Annotated in this window: 21 protein-coding genes; 8 read left to right on the forward strand and 13 right to left on the reverse strand. The window is 75.1% G+C overall.

Annotated elements, in window-relative coordinates; translation table 11 throughout:
• Window positions 1–223 precede the first annotated feature (223 nt).
• Entirely contained in the window at window positions 224–958 is a 735-nt protein-coding gene (locus GA0070611_RS18690; protein WP_091666057.1) for a helix-turn-helix domain-containing protein, read from the forward strand.
• Here GA0070611_RS18690 and ung read toward each other — a convergent pair.
• The 6 genes from ung to GA0070611_RS18720 form a co-directional block, all read right to left on the reverse strand.
• Window positions 947–1,648: a uracil-DNA glycosylase gene (gene ung, locus GA0070611_RS18695; RefSeq protein WP_091666059.1), complete on the reverse strand. Its 702-nt coding sequence runs from the start codon at window positions 1,646–1,648 to the stop codon at window positions 947–949. The two genes, GA0070611_RS18690 and ung, sit on opposite strands and share 12 nt — an antisense overlap.
• Before the next feature lie 56 nt (window positions 1,649–1,704).
• Entirely contained in the window at window positions 1,705–2,187 is a 483-nt protein-coding gene (gene tsaE, locus GA0070611_RS18700) for a tRNA (adenosine(37)-N6)-threonylcarbamoyltransferase complex ATPase subunit type 1 TsaE (RefSeq protein WP_091666061.1), read from the reverse strand.
• A gap of 114 nt (window positions 2,188–2,301) precedes the next feature.
• On the reverse strand, window positions 2,302–3,393 hold the full coding sequence (locus GA0070611_RS18705; RefSeq protein WP_091666064.1) for an alpha/beta fold hydrolase: 1,092 nt from the start codon (window positions 3,391–3,393) through the stop codon (window positions 2,302–2,304).
• Window positions 3,390–4,508, reverse strand: a complete 1,119-nt coding sequence (gene alr / locus GA0070611_RS18710; RefSeq protein ID WP_091666066.1) for an alanine racemase — start codon at window positions 4,506–4,508, stop codon at window positions 3,390–3,392. Before alr ends, GA0070611_RS18705 begins: the two co-directional genes overlap by 4 nt.
• Window positions 4,509–4,591: 83 nt before the next feature.
• Window positions 4,592–6,103 carry an NAD(P)H-hydrate dehydratase gene (locus GA0070611_RS18715; protein WP_091673130.1) on the reverse strand — a complete coding sequence of 504 codons (1,512 nt, stop codon included), beginning with the start codon at window positions 6,101–6,103 and terminating at the stop codon, window positions 4,592–4,594.
• 51 nt (window positions 6,104–6,154) lie between these two features.
• Window positions 6,155–6,523: a holo-ACP synthase gene (locus tag GA0070611_RS18720; RefSeq protein WP_091666068.1), complete on the reverse strand. Its 369-nt coding sequence runs from the start codon at window positions 6,521–6,523 to the stop codon at window positions 6,155–6,157.
• Between the two features lie 291 nt (window positions 6,524–6,814).
• On the opposite strand from GA0070611_RS18720, the gene GA0070611_RS18725 reads away from it, so the two are divergent.
• Both GA0070611_RS18725 and GA0070611_RS18730 read left to right on the forward strand, forming a co-directional pair.
• Entirely contained in the window at window positions 6,815–7,111 is a 297-nt protein-coding gene (locus GA0070611_RS18725; RefSeq protein WP_091666071.1) for a type VII secretion target, read from the forward strand.
• On the forward strand, window positions 7,108–8,709 hold the full coding sequence (locus tag GA0070611_RS18730) for an alpha/beta hydrolase (protein ID WP_091666074.1): 1,602 nt from the start codon (window positions 7,108–7,110) through the stop codon (window positions 8,707–8,709). The genes GA0070611_RS18725 and GA0070611_RS18730 overlap by 4 nt, the downstream gene beginning before the upstream one ends.
• Window positions 8,710–8,804: 95 nt before the next feature.
• On the opposite strand, the gene glmS is transcribed toward GA0070611_RS18730, so the two are convergent.
• Complete coding sequence (gene glmS, locus GA0070611_RS18735) at window positions 8,805–10,718, reverse strand: glutamine--fructose-6-phosphate transaminase (isomerizing) (protein ID WP_091666077.1); 1,914 nt, start codon at window positions 10,716–10,718, stop codon at window positions 8,805–8,807.
• Between the two features lie 246 nt (window positions 10,719–10,964).
• Between glmS and GA0070611_RS18740 the strand changes: the two genes are divergently transcribed.
• The 3 genes from GA0070611_RS18740 (at window position 10,965) to GA0070611_RS18750 (ending at window position 14,250) form a co-directional block, all read left to right on the forward strand.
• Window positions 10,965–11,891: an MmpS family transport accessory protein gene (locus tag GA0070611_RS18740; protein ID WP_091666079.1), complete on the forward strand. Its 927-nt coding sequence runs from the start codon at window positions 10,965–10,967 to the stop codon at window positions 11,889–11,891.
• Window positions 11,892–11,959: 68 nt separating this feature from the next.
• The gene (locus GA0070611_RS18745; protein WP_091666081.1) at window positions 11,960–13,147 is read left to right on the forward strand and encodes a pyridoxal phosphate-dependent aminotransferase; all 1,188 of its coding nucleotides are present in this window, start codon (window positions 11,960–11,962) and stop codon (window positions 13,145–13,147) included.
• Entirely contained in the window at window positions 13,144–14,250 is a 1,107-nt protein-coding gene (locus GA0070611_RS18750; protein WP_091666083.1) for a threonine aldolase family protein, read from the forward strand. The genes GA0070611_RS18745 and GA0070611_RS18750 overlap by 4 nt, the downstream gene beginning before the upstream one ends.
• Before the next feature lie 119 nt (window positions 14,251–14,369).
• Here the strand turns inward: GA0070611_RS18750 and glmM are convergent, their stop codons facing one another.
• From glmM to GA0070611_RS18780, 6 genes are all read right to left on the reverse strand, one after another.
• Window positions 14,370–15,725 (reverse strand): phosphoglucosamine mutase, encoded by a 1,356-nt coding sequence (gene glmM, locus GA0070611_RS18755; RefSeq protein WP_091666085.1) that lies wholly within the window; start codon window positions 15,723–15,725, stop codon window positions 14,370–14,372.
• 118 nt (window positions 15,726–15,843) lie between these two features.
• Window positions 15,844–16,308 (reverse strand): 30S ribosomal protein S9, encoded by a 465-nt coding sequence (gene rpsI, locus GA0070611_RS18760; protein WP_091666087.1) that lies wholly within the window; start codon window positions 16,306–16,308, stop codon window positions 15,844–15,846.
• 20 nt (window positions 16,309–16,328) lie between these two features.
• Window positions 16,329–16,772: a 50S ribosomal protein L13 gene (gene rplM / locus GA0070611_RS18765; RefSeq protein ID WP_089005245.1), complete on the reverse strand. Its 444-nt coding sequence runs from the start codon at window positions 16,770–16,772 to the stop codon at window positions 16,329–16,331.
• Window positions 16,773–16,982: 210 nt separating this feature from the next.
• The gene (locus tag GA0070611_RS18770) at window positions 16,983–18,353 is read right to left on the reverse strand and encodes a nitrate/nitrite transporter (RefSeq protein WP_091666090.1); all 1,371 of its coding nucleotides are present in this window, start codon (window positions 18,351–18,353) and stop codon (window positions 16,983–16,985) included.
• Window positions 18,354–18,477: 124 nt separating this feature from the next.
• Window positions 18,478–18,771, reverse strand: coding sequence for a type II toxin-antitoxin system PemK/MazF family toxin (locus GA0070611_RS18775; RefSeq protein WP_091666094.1), 294 nt, complete (start codon window positions 18,769–18,771; stop codon window positions 18,478–18,480).
• Window positions 18,761–19,021 (reverse strand): DUF6364 family protein, encoded by a 261-nt coding sequence (locus GA0070611_RS18780; RefSeq protein ID WP_123242828.1) that lies wholly within the window; start codon window positions 19,019–19,021, stop codon window positions 18,761–18,763. Before GA0070611_RS18780 ends, GA0070611_RS18775 begins: the two co-directional genes overlap by 11 nt.
• 208 nt (window positions 19,022–19,229) lie before the next feature.
• Between GA0070611_RS18780 and GA0070611_RS18785 the strand changes: the two genes are divergently transcribed.
• Entirely contained in the window at window positions 19,230–19,574 is a 345-nt protein-coding gene (locus GA0070611_RS18785) for a YbaB/EbfC family nucleoid-associated protein (protein WP_091666098.1), read from the forward strand.
• The gene (locus GA0070611_RS18790) at window positions 19,571–19,975 is read left to right on the forward strand and encodes a class I SAM-dependent methyltransferase (protein ID WP_091666101.1); all 405 of its coding nucleotides are present in this window, start codon (window positions 19,571–19,573) and stop codon (window positions 19,973–19,975) included. The genes GA0070611_RS18785 and GA0070611_RS18790 overlap by 4 nt, the downstream gene beginning before the upstream one ends.
• Window positions 19,976–19,982: the final 7 nt, after the last annotated feature.

The raw sequence follows: 19,982 nt of genomic DNA on the forward strand, positions 1-19,982 counted from the left end.
TCCCCGGATCCGCCAATCGATCGGTACCGATCTGATCGGACTCTACTACCGGGTGCCCATGGGCGACAGCCCGCCGGCGGCGGGCGGCGGACGGCGGGCGACGGCCGGCCGCTACCGTCGGTGACCTCGAGGGGCCGACACATCACTGGAGAGCGCGATGTCAGAGAGACATGAACATGTCTGAGGGACATCACGCTCTCCACTCCTGCCTCACCATCGGGAGATGCCCGAGAGCCGCCTGACCCGCCAGATCGCCGCCACCATCCGACACGAACGGGAACGCCGGGAGCTGACCCAGCGGGCGCTGGCCGAGCTGGCCGGAATCAACCAGGGCACCATCGCCCACATCGAGCGGGGCGGTCGGCTGCCGAGCCTGCCCACGGTGGAGCGGCTGCTCGCCGCGATGGAGGTGCAGCTCGTGGTCGGCGTCGAGCCGCTGGACAGCCATCTCGACGCGGCCCTCGACGCGCTGGTCGGAGAACCGGTCGGCGAGCGGATCCGCCAGATCGGGCTGGACCGGATGCTCGACGCCCTGGGCGAACTGCCGTACGTGCTGACCGGGAGCACCGCGGCCCTGTTGCAGGGCGCGCCGCTGCCGGTGGACGCGGTCGAGGTGGCCGTGCGCCGACGGGACTCGCCCCGGCTCACCGCCTTCCTCTCCGCCGCCTACGCGCAGCGGTGGAACGCCCGCTGGGGGGAGTGGGGCGGGCTGCCGCTGGAGCCGGAGGAGCCGGGCGAGCACCGCTGGCTGACCCGCTACGGCGAGCTGCGGGCGCGGTTCTGCGACGAGCTGCCGGAGGCGGTCGAGGTGCGGCACGGCGGCCGGAGCTACCCGGTCGAGCCGTTGCTCCGGGTCGAGCTGGCCGACCCACGCACCACCGAGCTGCTCCACCGGCACCGGCAGCGCCTGGCCGCCGGCCGGGCCGAGGGCGACGGGCGGGCCGGGTCAGCCGGCTGACCGCTCCCAGTCGACGGTGGGCAGGCCGGCGTCGGCGAGCGCCTTGTTCGCCGCGCTGAACGGACGGCTGCCGAGGAATCCACGCGGGTTCATCGGACTCGGGTGACCCGCCTCCAGCACCACGTGCTGCGGGTTGGTGACCAGGGCGGCCTTCTTGCGGGCGTACCCGCCCCAGAGCAGGAAGACGACCCGCTGGTCCTGGGCGTCGAGGGCGCGGATGGTCGCGTCGGTGAACTCCTCCCAGCCCTTGTTGGCGTGCGAGCCGGGGGTCGCCTGCCGGACGGTGAGCACCGAGTTGAGCAGCAGCACGCCCTGCGCCGCCCAGCCGTCCAGGTTGCCGCTGCGCGGCTTCGGCACGCCCAGGTCCTCGCCCAGTTCCTTGAAGACGTTGCGCAGCGACGGCGGCACGGTGACGCCCTCGCGCACGCTGAAGCTCAGCCCGTGCGCCTGACCCGCCTTGTGGTACGGGTCCTGCCCGAGGATCAGCACCCGGGTCTCCGCCGGCCCGCACAGCCGGTAGGCGGAGAAGAGATCCTCGACCGGCGGGAAGACGGTCCGGGTGGCGTACTCCCCGGCGACGAACTCGGCGAGCGCCGCGGTGCGGGCCGGGTCGAGGTGCGGGGTGAGCACCGTGCGCCAGGCGTCGGGCAGCAGCGCGAGCAGGTCGAGGGTCTGGGCGTCGTCGGGCATCGGCAACCTTTCGCGTGGTCGGTCCCCGGCACTGTAGGCAGCGGGTACGACAGCCGTCAGTCCAGGGTGGCGAGGCGGCGCGCCCAGTCGCCGCCGACCGGCTCCAGCGTGACCACCCGGGTGTCGTCGTCCCGCCGGTCGATGCGGACCCGCAGGTGGGCGTCGACCAACTGCTCGACCAGCCCCTCGCCCCACTCGACCACGGTGACCGCCTCGTCCACCGAGGCGTCCAGGTCCAGGTCGTCGATCTCGGCCCGCGGGTCGGTGGCGTCGCCCAGCCGGTACGCGTCGGCGTGCACCAGGGTCACCCGGCCACCCCGGTCCGGGTCGGGCCGGTGCACCCGGGCGATCACGAAGGTCGGCGAGGTGATGTCGCCACGTACGCCCAGACCGGCGCCGATGCCCTGGGTGAGCGCGGTCTTGCCGGCGCCGAGCGGGCCGCTGAGCAGCAGCAGGTCCCCCGCGTGCAGCACCCCGGCCAGCCGGCGGCCGAACTCGTGGGTGTCGTCGACCGTCTTCAGCTCGACCACCACGGTCACAGCGGCACCTCGGTTCGCGACTGCGGGGCTCGCAACCCCGGCTCACTCCTCGCGCTCACAGCGGCACCTCGGTTCGCGACTGCGGGGCTCGCAACCCCGGCTCACTCCTCGCGCTCACAGCGACTCCAGAAAGCGTTCGAGCGCCGCGTCGACCTGGTCGGCGTGTTCCAGCATCACCACGTGCCCACTGTCGTGGATCTTGACGAACTCGGCGTGCGGCAGCCGGCGGACGATCTCCTCCGAGTGGGTCACCGGCGTGATCATGTCCTTGTCCCCCACGACCACCAGCACCGGCGTGCCGGCCAGCGCGGCCAGCGCCGGGAACCGGGAGTGGGTGGCCAGCGTGCGCAGGTAGCGGGTGACCGTGTCGGCCGAGGTCCGCGAGTTCATCATCTCGACGTACGACACCAGGGCCGGGCTGGGCTTCGCGGTGCCGAAGCCGTACTTGCGGGTGAGCAGCCAGGCCACGTTCGAGGTCGACTTACGGGCCTTGTCGATCACGGTGCCGCCGTACCGGGTGGCGTTGCTCATCATGTAGAGCACCGGCGCGCCGACCCGGCCCAGCATCGCCGGCGCGACCAGCTTGGTCTCCGCCACCAGGCCGCCCGAGGTGGCCATCAGCACGGTGCCGACCACCCGGTCGCCGAAGAGTTCCGGGTACAGCTCGGCCAACGCCATGATGGTCATGCCGCCCATCGAGTGCCCGACCAGCACCAGCGGCCCCTCCGGCGCCACCTCGTCGAGCACCCGGCGCAGCGTCCGGCCCAGCGCGGTCAGGTCGTAGTCGCCGGTCTCCAGCTTCCCGGAACGGCCGTGCCCGGGCTGGTCGTACGCGACCACGCGGTAGTCGCCGCGCGCGGCCAGCATCTTGCGCTGGAAGTGGAAGGTCCCCATGTCCAGGCAGAAGCCGTGCACCAGCACCACCGTCGGGTGGCCGGTCACCGGGCGGGTCGGCTCGACCACCTCGACGTGGATGTCGGTGCCGTCCGGCATCTGGAGCGTGCGCGCCTCGTCGTACCGCTGCGTGCCGAACTGCTCGTGCGCGTACGGGTCGGTGGGGTCGGCCTTGAGCCGGCGGACCAGCAGCCGCTCGCCCACCACGCCCGCGGCGAGCCCGGCGGCGGCCACCCCGACGGCCGCGCCGAGCACCCCGGCGACCTTGCCGGCGGCGGTACGCGGCCGGGGAATCCGGAGACGTCGGCTCATGGTCGCTCGCCGTCGTAGACCCGGGGCACCCGCACCCCGCCGAAGCGGGTCACGATCTCGTAGTTGATGGTGCCGACCGCCTCCGCCCAGTCGTCGGCGGTCGGCTCGCCGTCCGCGCCGCTGCCGAAGAGCGTGGCGACGTCCCCGGCGGCCACCTCGTCGTCACCGCAGTCGAGCACGAACTGGTCCATGCAGACCCGGCCGGAGATCGTCCGCTGCTTGCCGCCGAGCTGCACCGGGCCGGTGTTCGAGGCGTGCCGGGGCACCCCGTCGGCGTAGCCCAGCGGGACCACGGCCAGGGTGCTCTCCCGCGGGGTGAGATAGGTGTGGCCGTACGAGACGCCGGTGCCCGCCGGGACCCGCTTGGTCAGCATCACCCGGGCCCGGGCGGTCATCGCCGGACGCAGGCCGAACCGCTCGCCCGCGATCGGCGACAGGCCGTAGATCGCGATGCCGGGGCGGACCAGGTCGAAGTGGGTGTCCGGGCGGGTCAGCGTGGCGGCCGAGTTGGCCAGGTGCCGGTAGCGGGGCCGCAGGCCGGCCCGCTCCACCATCTCCAGCCCCTCGTGGAAGACGGCGAGCTGGCGGTCCGTGGTGGGGTGGCCGGGCGAGTCCGCGTACACGAAGTGGCTCCACACCCCCACGACCTCGACCACGCCCTCGGCCTGCGCCTTGGCGGCGGCCTCCAGCAGCGCCGGCCAGTCGGCGACGGTCGCCCCGCCCCGGGACAACCCGGTGTCGATCTTCAGGTGCACCCGGGCCGGTCGGCCCGCCCGGCGACCGGCCTCGATCATCTCGTCGAGCTGGGTGAGGCTGGCGCAGCCCAGGTCGACCCCGACCGCCACCCCGTCGTGCAACGGCAGGCCCGGGTCGAGCAGCCAGGCCAGCACCGGGGCGGTGATCCCCTGCTGACGCAGGAGCAGCGCCTCGTCCAGGGTGCAGACGCCGAGCCAGTCCGCGCCGGCGTCGAGCGCCGCGCGGGCCGCCGGGACCATGCCGTGGCCGTACCCGTCGGCCTTCACCACCGCCATCAGCTCGGCGCTGGTGCCCGACCTGAGCCGGGCCACGTTCTCCCGGATCGCGTCCAGGTCGACGCGTACCTCCGACTGCCACATGACCCCAGCCTACTTCCGCCGGTGATCACCGCGCGCCCGAGCCGCGCCGCCGGGCGTCCCGGCGGTGCGCCCGCACCCGCCGGTCAACCCAGGCGACCCACCACCGGGCGGAGCGCGTCGGCCACGTCGGGCGCGGTCACCGGACCGCCGCGCGCCGCCTCCCGGCCCGCCAGCCCGTGCAGGTACGCCGCCGCGGCGGCCGCCCGCTCGGGGGCCAGCCCGGCGGCGAGCAGCGAGCCGAGCAGCCCGGCCAGCACGTCCCCGGTGCCACCGGTGGCCAGTGCCGGGGTGCCGGTGGGGTTGACGTACGCCCGGCCGTCCGGGGTGCCGATGATCGTGCGGTCCCCCTTGAGCAGCACCACCGCGTTCATCCAGGCGGCCAGCCGCAGCGCCGCCGCCACCCGGTCCGCTCCCGGGCTCTCGCCGCAGAGCCGGGCGTACTCCCGGTCGTGCGGGGTCACCACGATCGGGGCGTCCCGGTCGCGCAGCCGATCCGCCAGCTTGCCGTCCACCAGCAGGGTGAGCGCGTCGGCGTCCAGCACCACCGGCACCGGCGCGGCGAGCACCGCGCGCAGCTCGGCGGCGGACTCCTCGCCGGTGCCCAGCCCCGAGCCGCAGACCCAGGCCTGCACCCGGCCGGCGTCGGCCACCCGGCCGGTGGCGATCACCGACGGGTGCTGACGGACCACCTCGGTGCGGGCGCCGCCCGCGTACCGGACCATGCCGGTGGGGCCGGCGAGCGCGCCGCCGACGGAGAGCACCCCGGCACCCGGGTAGGTGGCCGAACCGGTCGCCACCCCGACCACGCCCCGGGTGTACTTCTCCGACGCCGGGCCCAGCCGCGGCCACCAGTCGACGACGTCGGACCACTCGGTCACCCGCAGCGCGGGGCTGCCGCGCAGCCAGGGCGTCAGCCCGATGTCGACCAGCTCGACGTGCCCGGCGAGCGTCGCGGCCGGGCCCACCACCAGGGCCGGCTTCAGCGCGCCGAAGGCCACCGTCACGTCGGCCCGGACCGCGCACGGCTGCCCGGAGGCGGTGACCGGCACGTCCCCGGTGTCCACCGCGACGCCGCTCGGCACGTCCACCGCGACCACCGTGGCCCGGTCGCCGTCCCGCCCGCAGCAGCCGGCCAGGCTCGCCGCGAGCTGCTCGGCGGTCTCCCGCAGGCAGCCCCGGCCGCCGATGCCGACGATGCCGTCGAGGACCAGGTCCACCACCGCCGGCGGCCGGTCGACCACCCGCCCGCCGGCCGCCCGCAGCGCGGCCAGCCCCTCGGCGTGCGCCCGGCCGGGGCTGAGCAGCAGGGCCGAGACCGCCGCGCCCCGGCGGGCCAGCCGCGCGCCCGCGTACAGGGCGTCGCCGCCGTTGTCGCCGGAACCGACCAGTAGCAGCACCCGGGCGCCGTAGACGCCGGCCGGGGCACCACGCCGGGCGGCACCCGGCGGGCCGGCGGCGTACCGCTCGGTGAGCAGCAGCGCGCAGCGCCGGGCCAGCCCGGCGGCGGCCCGCTGCATCAGCGTCCCGGGCGCCACGGTGGCCATCAGGCCGGCCTCCGCCGCGCGTACGTCCCCGACCCGCCACACCGCTCGCATGCCCACCGTCCCGTTCGTTCGACCCGCCGGACCAGCGCCCGCCGGTCCGGCTCAGCGTTCCGCGACCACCATCGCCGAGGCGATCCCGCCGTCGTGCGACAACGACAGGTGCCACCGGTTGATCCCCCGCTCGGCCGCCGCGGCGGCCACCGTGCCGGAGACGGTCAGCCAGGGCCGCCCGTCCGGATCCGGCACGATCTCGCAGTCGTGCCAGCTCAGCCCGGCCGGCGCGCCGAGCGCCTTGGCCACCGCCTCCTTGGCCGCGAAGCGGGCCGCCATCGACTCGGGCGAGCGCGGGTTGCCGGAGCGGGTGAACCGCTCGGCCTCGGTGAACAGGCGGTCGGCCAGCAGCGGCGTCCGCGCCAGGGCCCGGGCGAACCGGTCCACCAGCACGACGTCGATGCCGACAGCCACGATCACGAGCCTCACCCTACCGGCGGTCGGGGCCGCACATTAGCCGCCGGCCACGCGGTGGACAACGGCTGTGGACAACCTCGGCGTACGGCCGGCCGTGGTCGTCCACAGGCCCCGTGCCGGGCGCGCGGCGCGGCCTAGCGTCCCCGTTGCCCGGTTCCCACCGACCGCGGACCGGGCAGCCGTCCCGCCCGGCTCCCGGCCCGGCGGGTGGGTCCGTCCGTCCGGCTCCGGCCGGGCGGGTCCTCGTTCCGCCGTCGGCGCACCGGCCGGCGGCCCGTCCCACGGGAGGCACCGATGGCCGAGGAGCCGTTACAGGTCGATCCGGAGCTGCTCCGGGAGGTCGCCCGGGAGCTGGCCGACGAGGCGGGCCGGCTGGCGGGCGTACCGGCCGCCGCGCCCGGGCTGGTGCCGCCGGCCGACGGCTGGCGGACCGACGCGGCGCTGGCCGAGCTGGAGGCGGCGGTGCGGCGCTGGTGCGGGTCGCTGGCGGCCCGCACCACGGCGACCGCCGAGGCGGTCCGCGCCGCCGCCGACGGCTACCGGGCGGTCGACGAGCGGGCCGCCGGGCGGCTGGCCGGGGTCCGCCGGTGACCGCCCCGGCGGGCTACGCCCCGCTCTGGCGGGCCGATCCGGCTCGCTGGTCGGCCACCGGGACGGCCTGGCGCGGGCTGGACGGCCCGCTCCGGCAACGCGCCGCCGGGCTGGCCGGTCGGGCCGCCGCGCTGCGGCGGGGCTGGTCCGGCGGGTCGGCGACGGCCGCGTCCGCCCGGCTCGGCGGGCTGCGCGAGGCGCTGCTGGACGGGCTGCCCGCGTTGCTGGAGGCGGACCAGGCGGTGGCCGAGTTCGCCGCCCGGCTGGCGGTGGCGAAGGCGCGGCTCGCCGCCGCCGTGGCGCACGCGGACGCGGGCGGCCTGCTGGTCGACCGGATGGGCACGGTCCGCCCCGACCCGGGTCGTCCCCGCCCGACGCAGCGGACCGGGCCCGCCGTGGTCCAGGTGGCCGCCGAGGTACGCGGGGCGTTGGCGCTGGCCGGCGCGGCGGACCGGGAGGCGGCCGCCCGGCTGGCCGAGCTGGCCTCGGCGGCGGCCACCGGCTGGGTGAGCGTCCCGCCCGCCGGGCGACCCGCGCCCGGCGCCGGCCCGGCCGAGGTGAACCGCTGGTGGGCCGGGCTCACCCCGGCCGAGCGGCGCTGGCTGGTCCGGTACGAGCCGGCCCGGGTGGGCCGCCTCGACGGCGTCCCGGTGGCCGCCCGGGACCGGGCCAACCGGCTGCTGCTGGCGCAACGCCGGCAGGAGCTGGCCGACCGGCGCGCGCTGCTGCTGCGCCCGGTCCCGCCGGGCCCCGCCGAGCTGGCCCGGACGGCCCGGCTGGTCCGGGTCGACGCGGCGCTGCGCGGGCTCGACGCGCTCGGCGGGCGGCTGGCCGCGCCGGGGCCGCCCCGGGCGTACCTGCTCGGGCTCGATCCGGCCGGCGACGGGCGGGCGGTGGTGGCGCTGGGCAACCCGGACCGGGCGGGCGCGGTGCTCACGTACGTGCCGGGGATGGGCTCCGACCTCGCCGACGCCCCGGGCGAGCTGGGCCGGGCCGACCGGGTGCTGGGCCGGTGCGCGGCGCTCGCCCCCGACCGGGAGACCGCGGCGGTGCTCTGGCTGGACTACGACGCTCCGGACTTCCTGCCCGAGGCGTCGGGCACCCGGCTGGCCGGGGAGGCCGGGCCGGCGCTGCACCGGTTCCAGGAGGGGCTGCGCGCCTCGCACGAGGGGCCACCGGCCCGACAGACCGTGCTCGGGCACAGCTACGGCTCGCTGGTGGTCGGCGTCGCCGCCCGGGACCAGGGGCTCGACGCCGACGCGCTGGTCTTCGTCGGCTCTCCCGGGGTGGGCGTGGACCACGCCGCAGCGCTGCGGATGCCGCCGGGGCAGGTCTGGTCCGCCACCGCCCCGGACGACGTGATCCGGCTGACCCGACCTCCCGGGGAACTGGCCGGCCGGGCGCTGCTCGCCGGCACCCCGCTGGGTCCGCTGGCGGCGCTCCGCCCCGACGACCACGAGCTGTGGTTCGGCCCCGATCCGAGCGACCCGCGGTTCGGCGGCCGGCGTTTCCCCAGCGGCCGGTACGGCCACACCGGCTACTGGGAGCCCGGCAACCCGGCGCTGGACGGCATGGCCCGGATCGTGCTGGGCCGCTGAGCGGCCGGCGCGGCCCCGGCCGGGGGTGAACGGGCCCCGACACACGCGGCCCCGCCACCGACGGGCGGGGCGGGGCCACGGGGCGCGGGCGGGGGCTACTCGACGGTGACCGACTTGGCCAGGTTGCGCGGCTGGTCGACGTCGTGCCCCCGGGCGGCGGCGATCTCGGCGGCGAGCACCTGGAGCGGCACGGTGGTCACCAGCGGGGCGAGCAGCGTGGGCGTACGCGGCACGTAGATCAGGTGGTCGGCGTAGCGGACGACCGCCTCGTCGCCCTCCTCGGCGATCACGATGGTGCGGGCGCCCCGGGCGCGCACCTCCTGGATGTTGGAGACGACCTTGTCGTGCAGCATGCCGCGGCCGACCGGCGACGGCACGATGCAGATCACCGGGGTGCCCTGGTCGATCAGGGCGATCGGGCCGTGCTTCAGCTCACCGGCGGCGAAGCCCTCGGCGTGCATGTACGCCAACTCCTTGAGCTTGAGCGCGCCCTCCAGCGCCACCGGGTAGCCGACGTGCCGACCGATGAACAGCACCGTCGGCTCGGACTTCAGCTCGCGGGCCAGCTCCCGGACCGGCTCGATCCGGTCCAGCAGCTCGCGCAGCTTGCCCGGCATCTCCTGGAGCTGGGCGACCACCGCGCCCACCTCGTCGGCGAACTTGATCCCCCGCACCTGGGCCAGGTGCAGACCGATCAGGTAGCAGGCGACGAGCTGGGTGAGGAACGCCTTGGTGGAGGCGACCGCGATCTCCGGGCCGCCGTGGGTGTAGAGGACGGCGTCGGACTCGCGCGGGATGGTGGAGCCGTTGGTGTTGCAGATGGCCAGCACCCGGGCCTTCTGCTCCTTGGCGTGCCGCAGCGCCATCAGGGTGTCCATGGTCTCGCCGGACTGCGAGATCACCACGATCAGGGTGGACCGGTCCAGCACCGGGTCGCGGTAGCGGAACTCGCTGGCCAGCTCCACCTCGCAGGGGATCCGGGTCCAGTGCTCGATGGCGTACTTGGCGACCAGGCCGGAGTGGTAGGCGGTGCCACAGGCGACGATGAAGATCTTGTCGACGTCGCGCAGGTCCTGCTCGCTGAGGCGGACCTCGTCGAGGGCGATCTCGCCGGTCTCGGTGAGCCGGCCGAGCAGCGTGTCGGCGATGGCCTGCGGCTGCTCCTCGATCTCCTTGAGCATGAACCAGTCGTAGCCACCCTTCTCGGCGGCCGACGAGTCCCAGTCGATGTGGAAGTCCTTGCCGGTGGCGGGCTGGCCGGCGAAGTCGGTGATCTCGATGCTGTCGCCGGTGATCAGGACGATCTGGTCCTGGCCCAGCTCCACCGCGTCGCGGGTGTGCTCGATGAACGCGGCGACGTCGCTGGCCAGGTAGTTCTCCCCGGCGCCCCGGCCGACGACCAGCGGCGAGTTGCGCCGGGCGCCGACCACCGCGCCGGGGATGCCGGCGTCGACGGCGAGCAGGGTGAAGGCGCCCTCCAGCCGCTGGCAGACCAGCCGCATGGCGGCGGCGAGCAGCTGCGGGCTGTCCGCCTCGCCGCCGGCGCGCAGGTCGGCCAGCGCCCGGGCGAGCAGGTGGGCGGCGCACTCGGTGTCGGTGTCGCTGGCGAACTCGACGCCCTCGTCCTCCAGCTCGGTGCGGAGCTTGGCGAAGTTCTCGATGATGCCGTTGTGGATCACCGCGACCCGACCGTCGGGCGACTGGTGCGGGTGGGCGTTGCGGTCGGTCGGGCCGCCGTGGGTGGCCCAGCGGGTGTGGCCGATGCCGGTGGTGCCGTCGCCGATGCCGATCGGGCTGGCCGCGCAGTCCTCGGGGTTGCTGGCGGCCCGCTCGGAGAGGACCTTCTCCAGGTTGGCCAGCTTGCCGGCCTTCTTCTCGGTCAGCAGCTCGTCGTCGCAGACGATGGCCACGCCGGCCGAGTCGTAGCCGCGGTACTCCAGCCGCCGCAGTCCGTCCAGCACGATGCCGAGCGCCGGACGCGCACCGGCGTAACCCACGATTCCACACATGGTCCGCAGCCTAACCCAGTTTCGCTCATCTTGCGTGCTCGAAAGACGGGTAAACGATCACTGACTTTGAGCGATCAGGGCAGCCGGCAGCGCGCCGCCGGCGTACCACCCGAACGGTCGGGATCACCGGCGGTCGCCCCCAACCCCTACATTGAGAGCGCTGGTCGGGACGTACCTCCCGATCGCGGACGTGCCACCCGACCTCCCCGCGCCCCGATCCGCGCCCGACCCCTGCGAGCTGAGCCGATGTCCGAGGCGACGCCCCCCACCGACCCGACCCCCGAGCCCTGGACGCCGCCGGACCCGCCGGCCGCCTGGACGCCACCGGACCCGCTGGCCGCCCCGCAGCCCTGGGCACCGCCGACGCCCTGGTCGGCGAGCACCCCGCCGCCGCCCGACCCGACCGCCCCGGAGCGTCCGGCCCCCGCCGGGCCGGACCGGGGTGTCGAGGCCGGCACCGGTCCCACGGCCCCCGGTGGTGAGCCGGCCGGCTCCCCGGCCCCGGGTGGCGAGCCGGCCGGCTCCTACTTCCCCACCCATCGGCCCGCCACGCCCCCGTCGGCGGACCAACCGGGCCCGACCGGCCCCGGCGGTCCGCCTCCGGTGCCCGCCCCGTCGGGCTGGCCGCCGCCCGCCTACCCGCCCCCGTACGCGTACCCCGGCGCGCCCCGACCGGCGAGCGGCAACGGCCGGACCGTGGCGATCGTGCTCGGTGTGGTGGCCGCCCTTGTCCTCAGCGTCTGCGGCTGCCTGGGCGGGCTCACGGTGCTCGGCATGGCCACCGGCGACTCGGGCAACTCCGCCGACCCGTACGACGACAGCTGGCCCGAGCCGGAGGGGACCGGGCCCGACGACTTCTCCGAGGAGCCGACGGAGGCGCCGGCGTCGCCCGCCGTCACCCCTTCGGCCGGGTCCGGCCGGTTCACGGTGGTGTACGAGGTGACCGGCACCGGCCCGGTCGACGTGCAGTTCTACGACGCGAACGCGGACTTCCTCCAGCTCGACGAGGTGTCGTCGCCGTGGCGGCTGACCTTCACCGCGAACGACCGGGAACGGGTGCAGATCATCGCCAGCCCCGGCGACTCGGGCGAGGTGACCTGCCGGATCACCATCAACGGCAAGGTCGTCTCCCGGGACTCCGGCGAGTACGGGGCCACCTGCTTCGGCTGGTGACTGCCCGGCGGGCGGCGGGCGCCCGCGTGGGCCTTGCGTGGCCGGGGGCGGGCCGTAGGCTGGCCGGCGTGACGACGACCGATCCGCTGGTGGCCCGGATGCGGCCGTTCGGCACCACCATCTTCGCCGAGATGTCCGCGCTCGCCGTCCGAACCGGCGCGGTCAACCTCGGGCAGGGCTTCCCCGACACCGACGGCCCGCCGGAGATGCTCGCCGCCGCCGCCGAGGCGCTGCGCGCCGGCCACAACCAGTACCCGCCCGGTCCCGGCGTCCCCGCGCTGCGGGCGGCCGTCGCGGCCCACCAGCGCCGGTTCTGGGGACTGGAGTACGACCCGGACGGCGAGGTCGTGGTGACCGCGGGCGCGACCGAGGCGATCGCGGCGAGCATCCTGGCGCTCTGCGAGGCGGGCGACGAGGTGGTCTGCTTCGAGCCGTACTACGACTCGTACGCGGCCTCGATCGCGCTGGCCGGCGCGGTCCGCCGCCCGGTCACGCTGCGTCCCTCGGCCGACGGCCGGTACGCCTTCGACCCCGCCGACCTGCGCGCCGCGTTCGGGCCCCGGACCCGGCTGGTGCTGCTCAACTCGCCGCACAACCCGACCGGCAAGGTCTTCACCGCCGACGAGCTGGCCCTGGTCGCCGAGCTGTGCCGGGAGCACGACGCGTACGCGGTCACCGACGAGGTGTACGAGCACCTGGTCTTCACCGACGCCACCGGGCCGCACCTGCCACTGGCCACGTTGCCCGGGATGCGGGAGCGGACGCTGCGGATCTCCTCGGCCGGCAAGACCTTCTCCTGCACCGGGTGGAAGGTCGGCTGGGTGAGCGGGCCGCGCCCGCTGGTCGGCGCCGTGCTGCGGGTGAAGCAGTTCCTCACCTTCGTCAACGCCGGGCCGCTGCAACCGGCGGTCGCGGTGGCGCTCGGGCTGCCGGACGCGTACTTCGCCGACTTCGTCGACGGGATGCAGCGCCGGCGGGACCAGCTGGTCGCCGGGCTCACCGACGCCGGGTTCCGGGTGCTCGCCCCGGAGGGGACGTACTTCGTCACCGCCGACGTGACCCCGCTGGGCGGCCGGGACGGGGTGGAGTTCTGCCGCTCGCTGCCGGGGCGCTGCGGCGTGGTGGCCGTACCCACCCAGGTCTTCTACGACGACACCGAGGCCGGCCGGCGGCTGGTCCGGTTCGCCTTCTGCAAGCGGCCGGAGGTGCTGGCCGAGGCGGTGACCCGGCTGCGCCGGTTGGGGGAGGAAGCGTGAGCGACGAGCGCGCGAAGCTGGTCCGCCGGTTCACCGCCCAGCGCGGCTGCGACACGATGCTCTCCGGGATCCGGCCGGCGTCGGTACGGGAGCAGCTCGCGGTGATCGGGAAGACCGCCGCCGAGGACGCGGTGCCCGACTTCTACGGCGAGGGCGGGCCGGTCGAGGAGCTGGAGGGCCGGGTCGCCGGGCTGCTCGGCACCGAGGCGGCCGTCTTCTTCCCCACCGGCACGATGGCCCAGCAGATCGCCCTGCGGTACGGCGCCGAGCTCACCGGCCGGGACGGCGTCGGCCTGCACCCGCTCAGCCATCCGGTCCTGCACGAGCGGGACGCGCACGTGCTGCTCGCCGGTCTCCGTACGGTGCGGACCACCGACGCGCCGCGCAACCCGATCGCCGCGGAGGTGGCCGCGCTCGACGAGCCGATCGGCACGCTGATGCTGGAGCTGCCGCTACGGGACGCCGGGTTCGTGCTGCCGGAGTGGGACGAGCTGACCGCGGTGGTGACGGCGGCCCGGGAGCGGGGCGCCCGGGTGCACCTGGACGGGGCCCGGCTCTGGGAGTCGACCGTCCATCTGGCGCACCCGCTCGCCGCAGTCGCGGCCCTGGCGGACAGCACGTACGTCTCGTTCTACAAGTCCCTCAACGGCCACTCCGGGGCGGCGCTGGCCGGCGACGCGGAGCTGGTCCGCTACGCCCGCGCCTGGCGGCACCGGCACGGCGGGAACCTCTTCCAGCAGTGGCCGGCCGCCCTCGCCGCGCTCGCCGGCCTGACCCACGAGCTCCCCCGGCTGCCCCGCTACGTGGCACACGCGAAGGTGGTGGCGGCCGCGCTGGCCACCCTGCCCGGCGCCCGCGTGTACCCGGAGCGGCCGCACACCCACCAGTTCCGGCTCTGGCTGCCGCACCCGGCCGACGCGCTGAACGAGGCCGCCCTCGCTCTCGCCGAGGAGGAGCAGGCGTGGTTCGTCGGCGGCTGGCGGGACACCGAGGTGCCCGGGGTCGCACTGGCCGAGGTGACGGTGGCCGGCCCGGCGCTGGAGCTGGACGCCGACCAGGTCGTCGGCCTGGCCGACCGCTTCCTGCGCCGGCTGCCCCGGTAGCCGTCCGCCGGGCGACCCGGACGGTTCCACCAGGACGGCGGTCGCGCCGAGGGCCGGCCCGGAGGAAAACGGCGACGGCCCGGCCCCGCCAGCGGCGGGCCCGGGCCGTCGAGCAGCGGTCAGCCGGCCGGGCTGGCGGTCCGGACCTGGTCGGCGATGCGCTCGGCGATCTCGCGGGCGGTCGCCTCGGTGGCGGCCTCGACCATCACCCGGACCAGCGGCTCGGTGCCCGAGGGGCGCAGCAGCACCCGGCCGGTCTCGCCCAGCTCGGCCTCGGCCCGCTCCACCGCGGCGCGGACGGCCGGCGCGGCGGCGCCCACGGTCCGGTCGCCGACCGGCACGTTGATCAGCACCTGGGGCAGCTTGGTGACCACGGCGGCCAGCTCGGCCAGCGGCTTGCCGGTGGCGGCCATCCGCGCCATCAGGTGCAGGGCGGTGAGCACCCCGTCGCCGGTGGTCGCGTACGCGGGCATCACGATGTGCCCGCTCTGCTCGCCGCCGAGGGCGAGGCCGGAGGCGCGCAGCTCCTCCAGCACGTACCGGTCGCCGACCTTGGTCTCGACCAGCCGGATGCCCTGCGCGGACATGGCCAGGCGCAGGCCGAGGTTGCTCATGACGGTGGCGACCAGGGTGTCCTGGGGCAGCTCGCCCGCTTCCCGCATGGCCAGCGCGAGGATCGCCATGAGCTGGTCGCCGTCGACCTCGTCGCCGTCGGCGGTGACCGCGACGCAGCGGTCGGCGTCGCCGTCGTGGGCGATGCCGAGGTGCGCGCCGTGCTCGACCACGGCGGCGCGCAGCGCCTCGGTGTGGTTGGAGCCGCACTCGTCGTTGATGTTCAGGCCGTCCGGCTCGGCGTGGATGGCGATCACCTCGGCGCCCGCCTCGCGGTAGGCCACCGGGGCGACCTCGGCGGCCGCGCCGTTGGCGCAGTCGACCACGACCTTGATCCCGGCCAGCGGGTGCGGCACGGTCCCGACCAGGTGCTGGACGTAGTGGTCGGCCCCGTCGAGCAGGTCGTGCACCCGGCCGACGCCGGCCCCGACCGGGCGTTCCCAGGCGGTGGTGGCGTTCGCCTCGACGGCCGCCTCGATCCGCATCTCGATCTCGTCGGGCAGCTTGTGGCCGCCGGCGGCGAAGAGCTTGATGCCGTTGTCCGGCATGGGGTTGTGCGAGGCGGAGAGCATCACGCCGAGGTCGGCCTTGGCCTCCGCGGTGAGGAAGGCCACCGCCGGGGTGGGCAGCACGCCGACCCGGACCACGTTCGCGCCCGCGCTGGTGAGCCCGGCCACCACGGCCGCCTCCAGCATCTCGCCGCTGGCCCGGGTGTCCCGGCCGACGACGGCGAGCGGCGGATGGCTCCGGTCGGTCTCGGCGAGCGTGTGGGCGGCGGCGACCGCCACCGCGAGCGCCAACTCCGGGGTGAGATCCGCGTTCGCCCGCCCGCGTACGCCGTCCGTGCCGAACAACCGGCCCATACCCGCCAACCTCCGATGGAACTGCCGTTGAGAGGGAGAAAAGCGGAACGGCCGGCCACCTCCCCACGAGAGGGAGGCGGACCGGCCGTCCGTCAGAAGTACAAGGCGCTGGTGGTGATCAGCGCTTCGAGTACTGAGGAGCCTTACGGGCCTTCTTGAGGCCGTACTTCTTGCTCTCCTTGACCCGGGCGTCACGGGTGAGGAAGCCGGCCTTCTTCAGGGCCGGGCGATCGTCCGGCTCGCTGACGATCAGCGCCCGGGCGATGGCGAGACGGAGCGCACCGGCCTGGCCGGTGGTGCCGCCGCCACGCAGGTTGGCGATGACGTCGAAGGCCTCGGCCTTCTCGGCGGTGACCAGCGGGTCCTTGATCAGCTGCTGGTGCACCTTGCTCGGGAAGTAGGCCTCGAGGTCCCGGCCGTTGCAGGTGATCTTGCCGCTGCCGGGGACGATGCGTACCCGGACGATGGCCTCCTTGCGCCGACCCACGGTCTGGATCGGGCGGTCACCACGCGGCGCGCGGGCGACGGGCGCCGGCGCCTCGGTGGCCTCGGGGGCGACCTCGGTCTCGGTGATGTCGGTCATGCTGTTTCCTTCGCCCGCGCTCACTGCGCGATCTGCTTGATCTCGAACGGCACCGGCTGCTGCGCGCCGTGCGGGTGCTCGGCACCGGCGTAGACCTTCAGCTTCTTGATCAGCTGACGGCCCAGCTTGTTGTGCGGGAGCATGCCCTTCACGGCCAGCTCGATGGCCCGCTCGGGCCGCTTGGTCAGCAGCTCGTCGTAGCCGACCTGCTTGAGGCCACCCGGGTAACCGGAGTGGCGGTAAGCGATCTTCTGCTGGCGCTTGTTGCCGGTCAGCGCGACCTTGCCCGCGTTCACGATGACGACGAAGTCGCCCGTGTCGACGTGCGGCGCGAAAGTCGGCTTGTGCTTGCCACGCAGCAGCGTGGCGGCGTGGGTCGCGAGGCGGCCCAGCACGACATCAGAGGCGTCGATGACGTGCCACTGACGCTCGATCTCACCCGGCTTCGGGCTGTACGTACGCACAGGTCTACCTTGTCTCGTCGTCGGTCTGGGGTCGCGCGCCGAGGTGACCAGGGCTTCCCAGCCGAACCAGCGCGCACGAACGACCAAGCGTACCTGATACGGCACGCCTCTGAATGTCGTACAACAGCAGGCAACGATACCCGGCCGCCCGGCAGCAGGTCAAAACGGGGTGCCACCCCGCGTGGCCTGCGCTTTTCCTCATGGCGGAGGTCACACGCCGGACAGCTTACGCCGGCCCGGCCGCAGGTACACCGCCCAGGTCAACCCGAAGCAGAGCGCGTACCAGCCGATGAACCCCAGGTACGCGGCGTCGGCGTTGCCGGTGGCGAGGAAGGACTGCCGGAAGGCCACGTTCACCAGCACCCCGCCCGAGGCGCCGACCGCCCCGGCGATGCCGATCAGGGCGCCGGAGAGCCGCCGGGCCCGCCGCTGCGCCGCCTCGCGGTCCCCGGTCAGCGCCGTCTCCGCGGCCGCCCGGGCCCGGAAGATCGCCGGGATCATCTTGTAGGTCGACCCGTTGCCGATCCCGGAGAAGACGAAGAGCGCCAGGAAGCCGGCCAGGTAGAGCGGGAAGGAGCGGTCCCGCGCGGCGGAGAGCACCAGGGCCGCGCCGGCGGCCATCGCCACGAAGTTCCAGAAGGTCACCCGCGCCCCGCCGACCCGGTCGGCGAGCTGCCCGCCGAGCGGCCGGACCAGCGAGCCGATCAGCGGCCCGAGGAAGGTCAGCCAGGCGGCGTCGACCGGGGTCGGGAACCGGTCGTGGAACTGGAGCTGGAGCACCTGACCGAAGGCGAACCCGAAACCGATGAACGAGCCGAAGGTGCCCACGTAGAGCAGGGACATCACCCAGGTGTGCGGGTCGCGGGCGGCCGCGCGCAGCGCGCCGGGCTCGTTGCGCGCCCCGGGCACGTTGTCCAGCCGGCGGGCCCCGAGCAGCGCCGCGAGGACGATCAGCGGCAGGTAGACGCCGGGCACCAGCCGGGGGTACGCGGCCCCGGCGGTGGCCAGCACCGCCAGCCCGACCAGCTGCACCGCCGGTACGCCGAGGTTCCCGCCGCCCGCGTTCAGGCCCAGTGCCCGGCCCTTGAGCCGGTCCGGGAAGAACAGGTTGATGTTCGCCATCGAGGAGGCGAAGTTGCCGCCGCCCACCCCGGTCAGGCAGGCGAGCACCATCAGCGTGGCGTACGACACCCCCGGCTCGATCAGCAGCGTCATCGGCACCGCCGGCACCAGCAGCAGCAGCGCGCTGACCACGGTCCAGTTCCGGCCGCCGAAGCGGGCCACGGCGAGGGTGTACGGCAGCCGGAGCACCGCGCCCAGCGCGGCCGGCACCGCGGTCAGCAGGAACTTCCCGGCCGGGTCGATGCCGTACTCGGGGCCGAGGAAGAGCACCAGCACGGACCAGAGGCTCCACACGGAGAAGCCGACGTGCTCGGCGAAGATCGAGACGTACAGGTTGCGGCGGGCGATCGGCGCGCCGGTGCCGGCCCAGAAGTCGGGGTCCTCGGGCCGCCAGTCGGTGATCGGCGGGCGGCCGGCGGCGACCGGGGCCGGTGTCGTGCTGGGTGCGAGCGTGGTCACGGGGGGACTCCTCCTCGTCGGCGACGAGGGGGACGCTAGGAAGCGGCGGTTTCCCGACCGTGCCCGTCCCGCGTCGTTCCGGAAACGGAGATCGCACCTCGGCGGGGCGCCGGTGGTGAGCCGGTCAGAGTTCCTGGAGGATGCGCAGCGCCCGGGCCACCCGCTGCATGGTCTCGGTGTCGGCCACGTCGACGCACTCGGTGAACCACTTCTTCATCGGCGAGGAGAGCCGGTCGGGCATCACCACGTACCCGTCCAGCGGCACCGCCAGCGGCGAGTCGCGCAGCAGGGACTCCTCCACCACCTCGGCGACCATCACGATCGGCACGTCGGTGGAGTTGTAGACGTCGGAGCTGATCACCAGGCCGAGCCGGTCGCGGGCGCCGGAGATGCGCCAGATCTCTCCCCTACGCAGCACGCGGGCGCCCGCCGCCGAACAGGGCGTCGTCGACCAGCGCGGCCTCCTGGGCGTCGGCGAGGGCCGCCGACTCCAGGTCGAGACCGGCGCGGCCGACCGCGGCGGCGTGCGCGGTGAAGACCTCGCGCAGCGCCTTCTCCCGGGCGGCCTGGTCCATCCAGGCGGAGAGGGAGAGCCCTTCCCGCTTGGCGAACCGGCGCGCCTCCTCGATCGTCTCGTCGGAGAACGACAACGTCACCTTGGCGGTCATGCTGCTGAGACTACCCATCGGTATGACCGCCAGTCATCCCCGCTGGCACCGACCGACGAACCGGACATTCCGCCCGGACCGGCACGGACGCCCGAGCCGCACCTCAGCCGATCGCCCGATCCGCCCGGGGCGGACAGGAACCGCCCACGCCCCTAGGGTTCTCCGTGATCCGGGTCCGTCACCCACCGGATCGGAGGGAGCACCAGTCGTGGAGCCGCACGTCATGGCCGAGCGGGCGCGTCGGATCCGGGAGGCGGTCACCGTGGCGTCCGCGGAGCTGACCAGCGAGGACCACGCGGTCACCGTGGTGGTCGGCCCCGGTGGAGCGGTCCGCGACCTCCAGTTCACCTCCCGCGCCGCCCGCTACACCGGGGCCGAGCTGGGCGCGCTGGTGGTCCGGACGATCCGCGAGGCCACCGGGCTGCTCCAGCGTGACCTGGCGGAGACGCTGGCCGAGATCACCGGCCGCCGGGACGCCGCCCCGTTCGCGCCGCTGCCCACCCCCGCGCAGCTCCGGGCGGAGCTGGACCGGGACGCGGGTACCCCGCGATGACCCGCCGGCCGCCCGACTTCCAGGACCCGGACGAGGTGCTGGCGTTCATCGACGGCATCCGCGCCCGCAACCAGGCGATGGTGGACCGCTACGAGCGCTTCGCCGCGCAGGCCGGCGGGCTGACCGGGGTGGGCTTCTCCACCGACGGCGGCGTCCGGGTCGAGGTGGACGAGAACGGCCAGGTGTCGATCGTGGACATCACCGACGCGGCGCTGCGGCACGGCACCCTGCTGGCCGGCATGGTGCTCGGGGCGATCCGCGAGGCGCAGGCCGCCCGGGCGCTGAAGCTCGCCGAGCTCGGGACCGAGCTGGGCACCGGGCGCACCCTCGACCTGGTCCGCGAGGCGATTCCCGAACACGTCCGTGACACCGTCGACCAGCGCCGGGCGACGCGCTGGTGACCGGGCC

Origin of the sequence: Micromonospora auratinigra (assembly GCF_900089595.1) — a bacterium.
Taxonomy (GTDB): domain Bacteria; phylum Actinomycetota; class Actinomycetes; order Mycobacteriales; family Micromonosporaceae; genus Micromonospora; species Micromonospora auratinigra.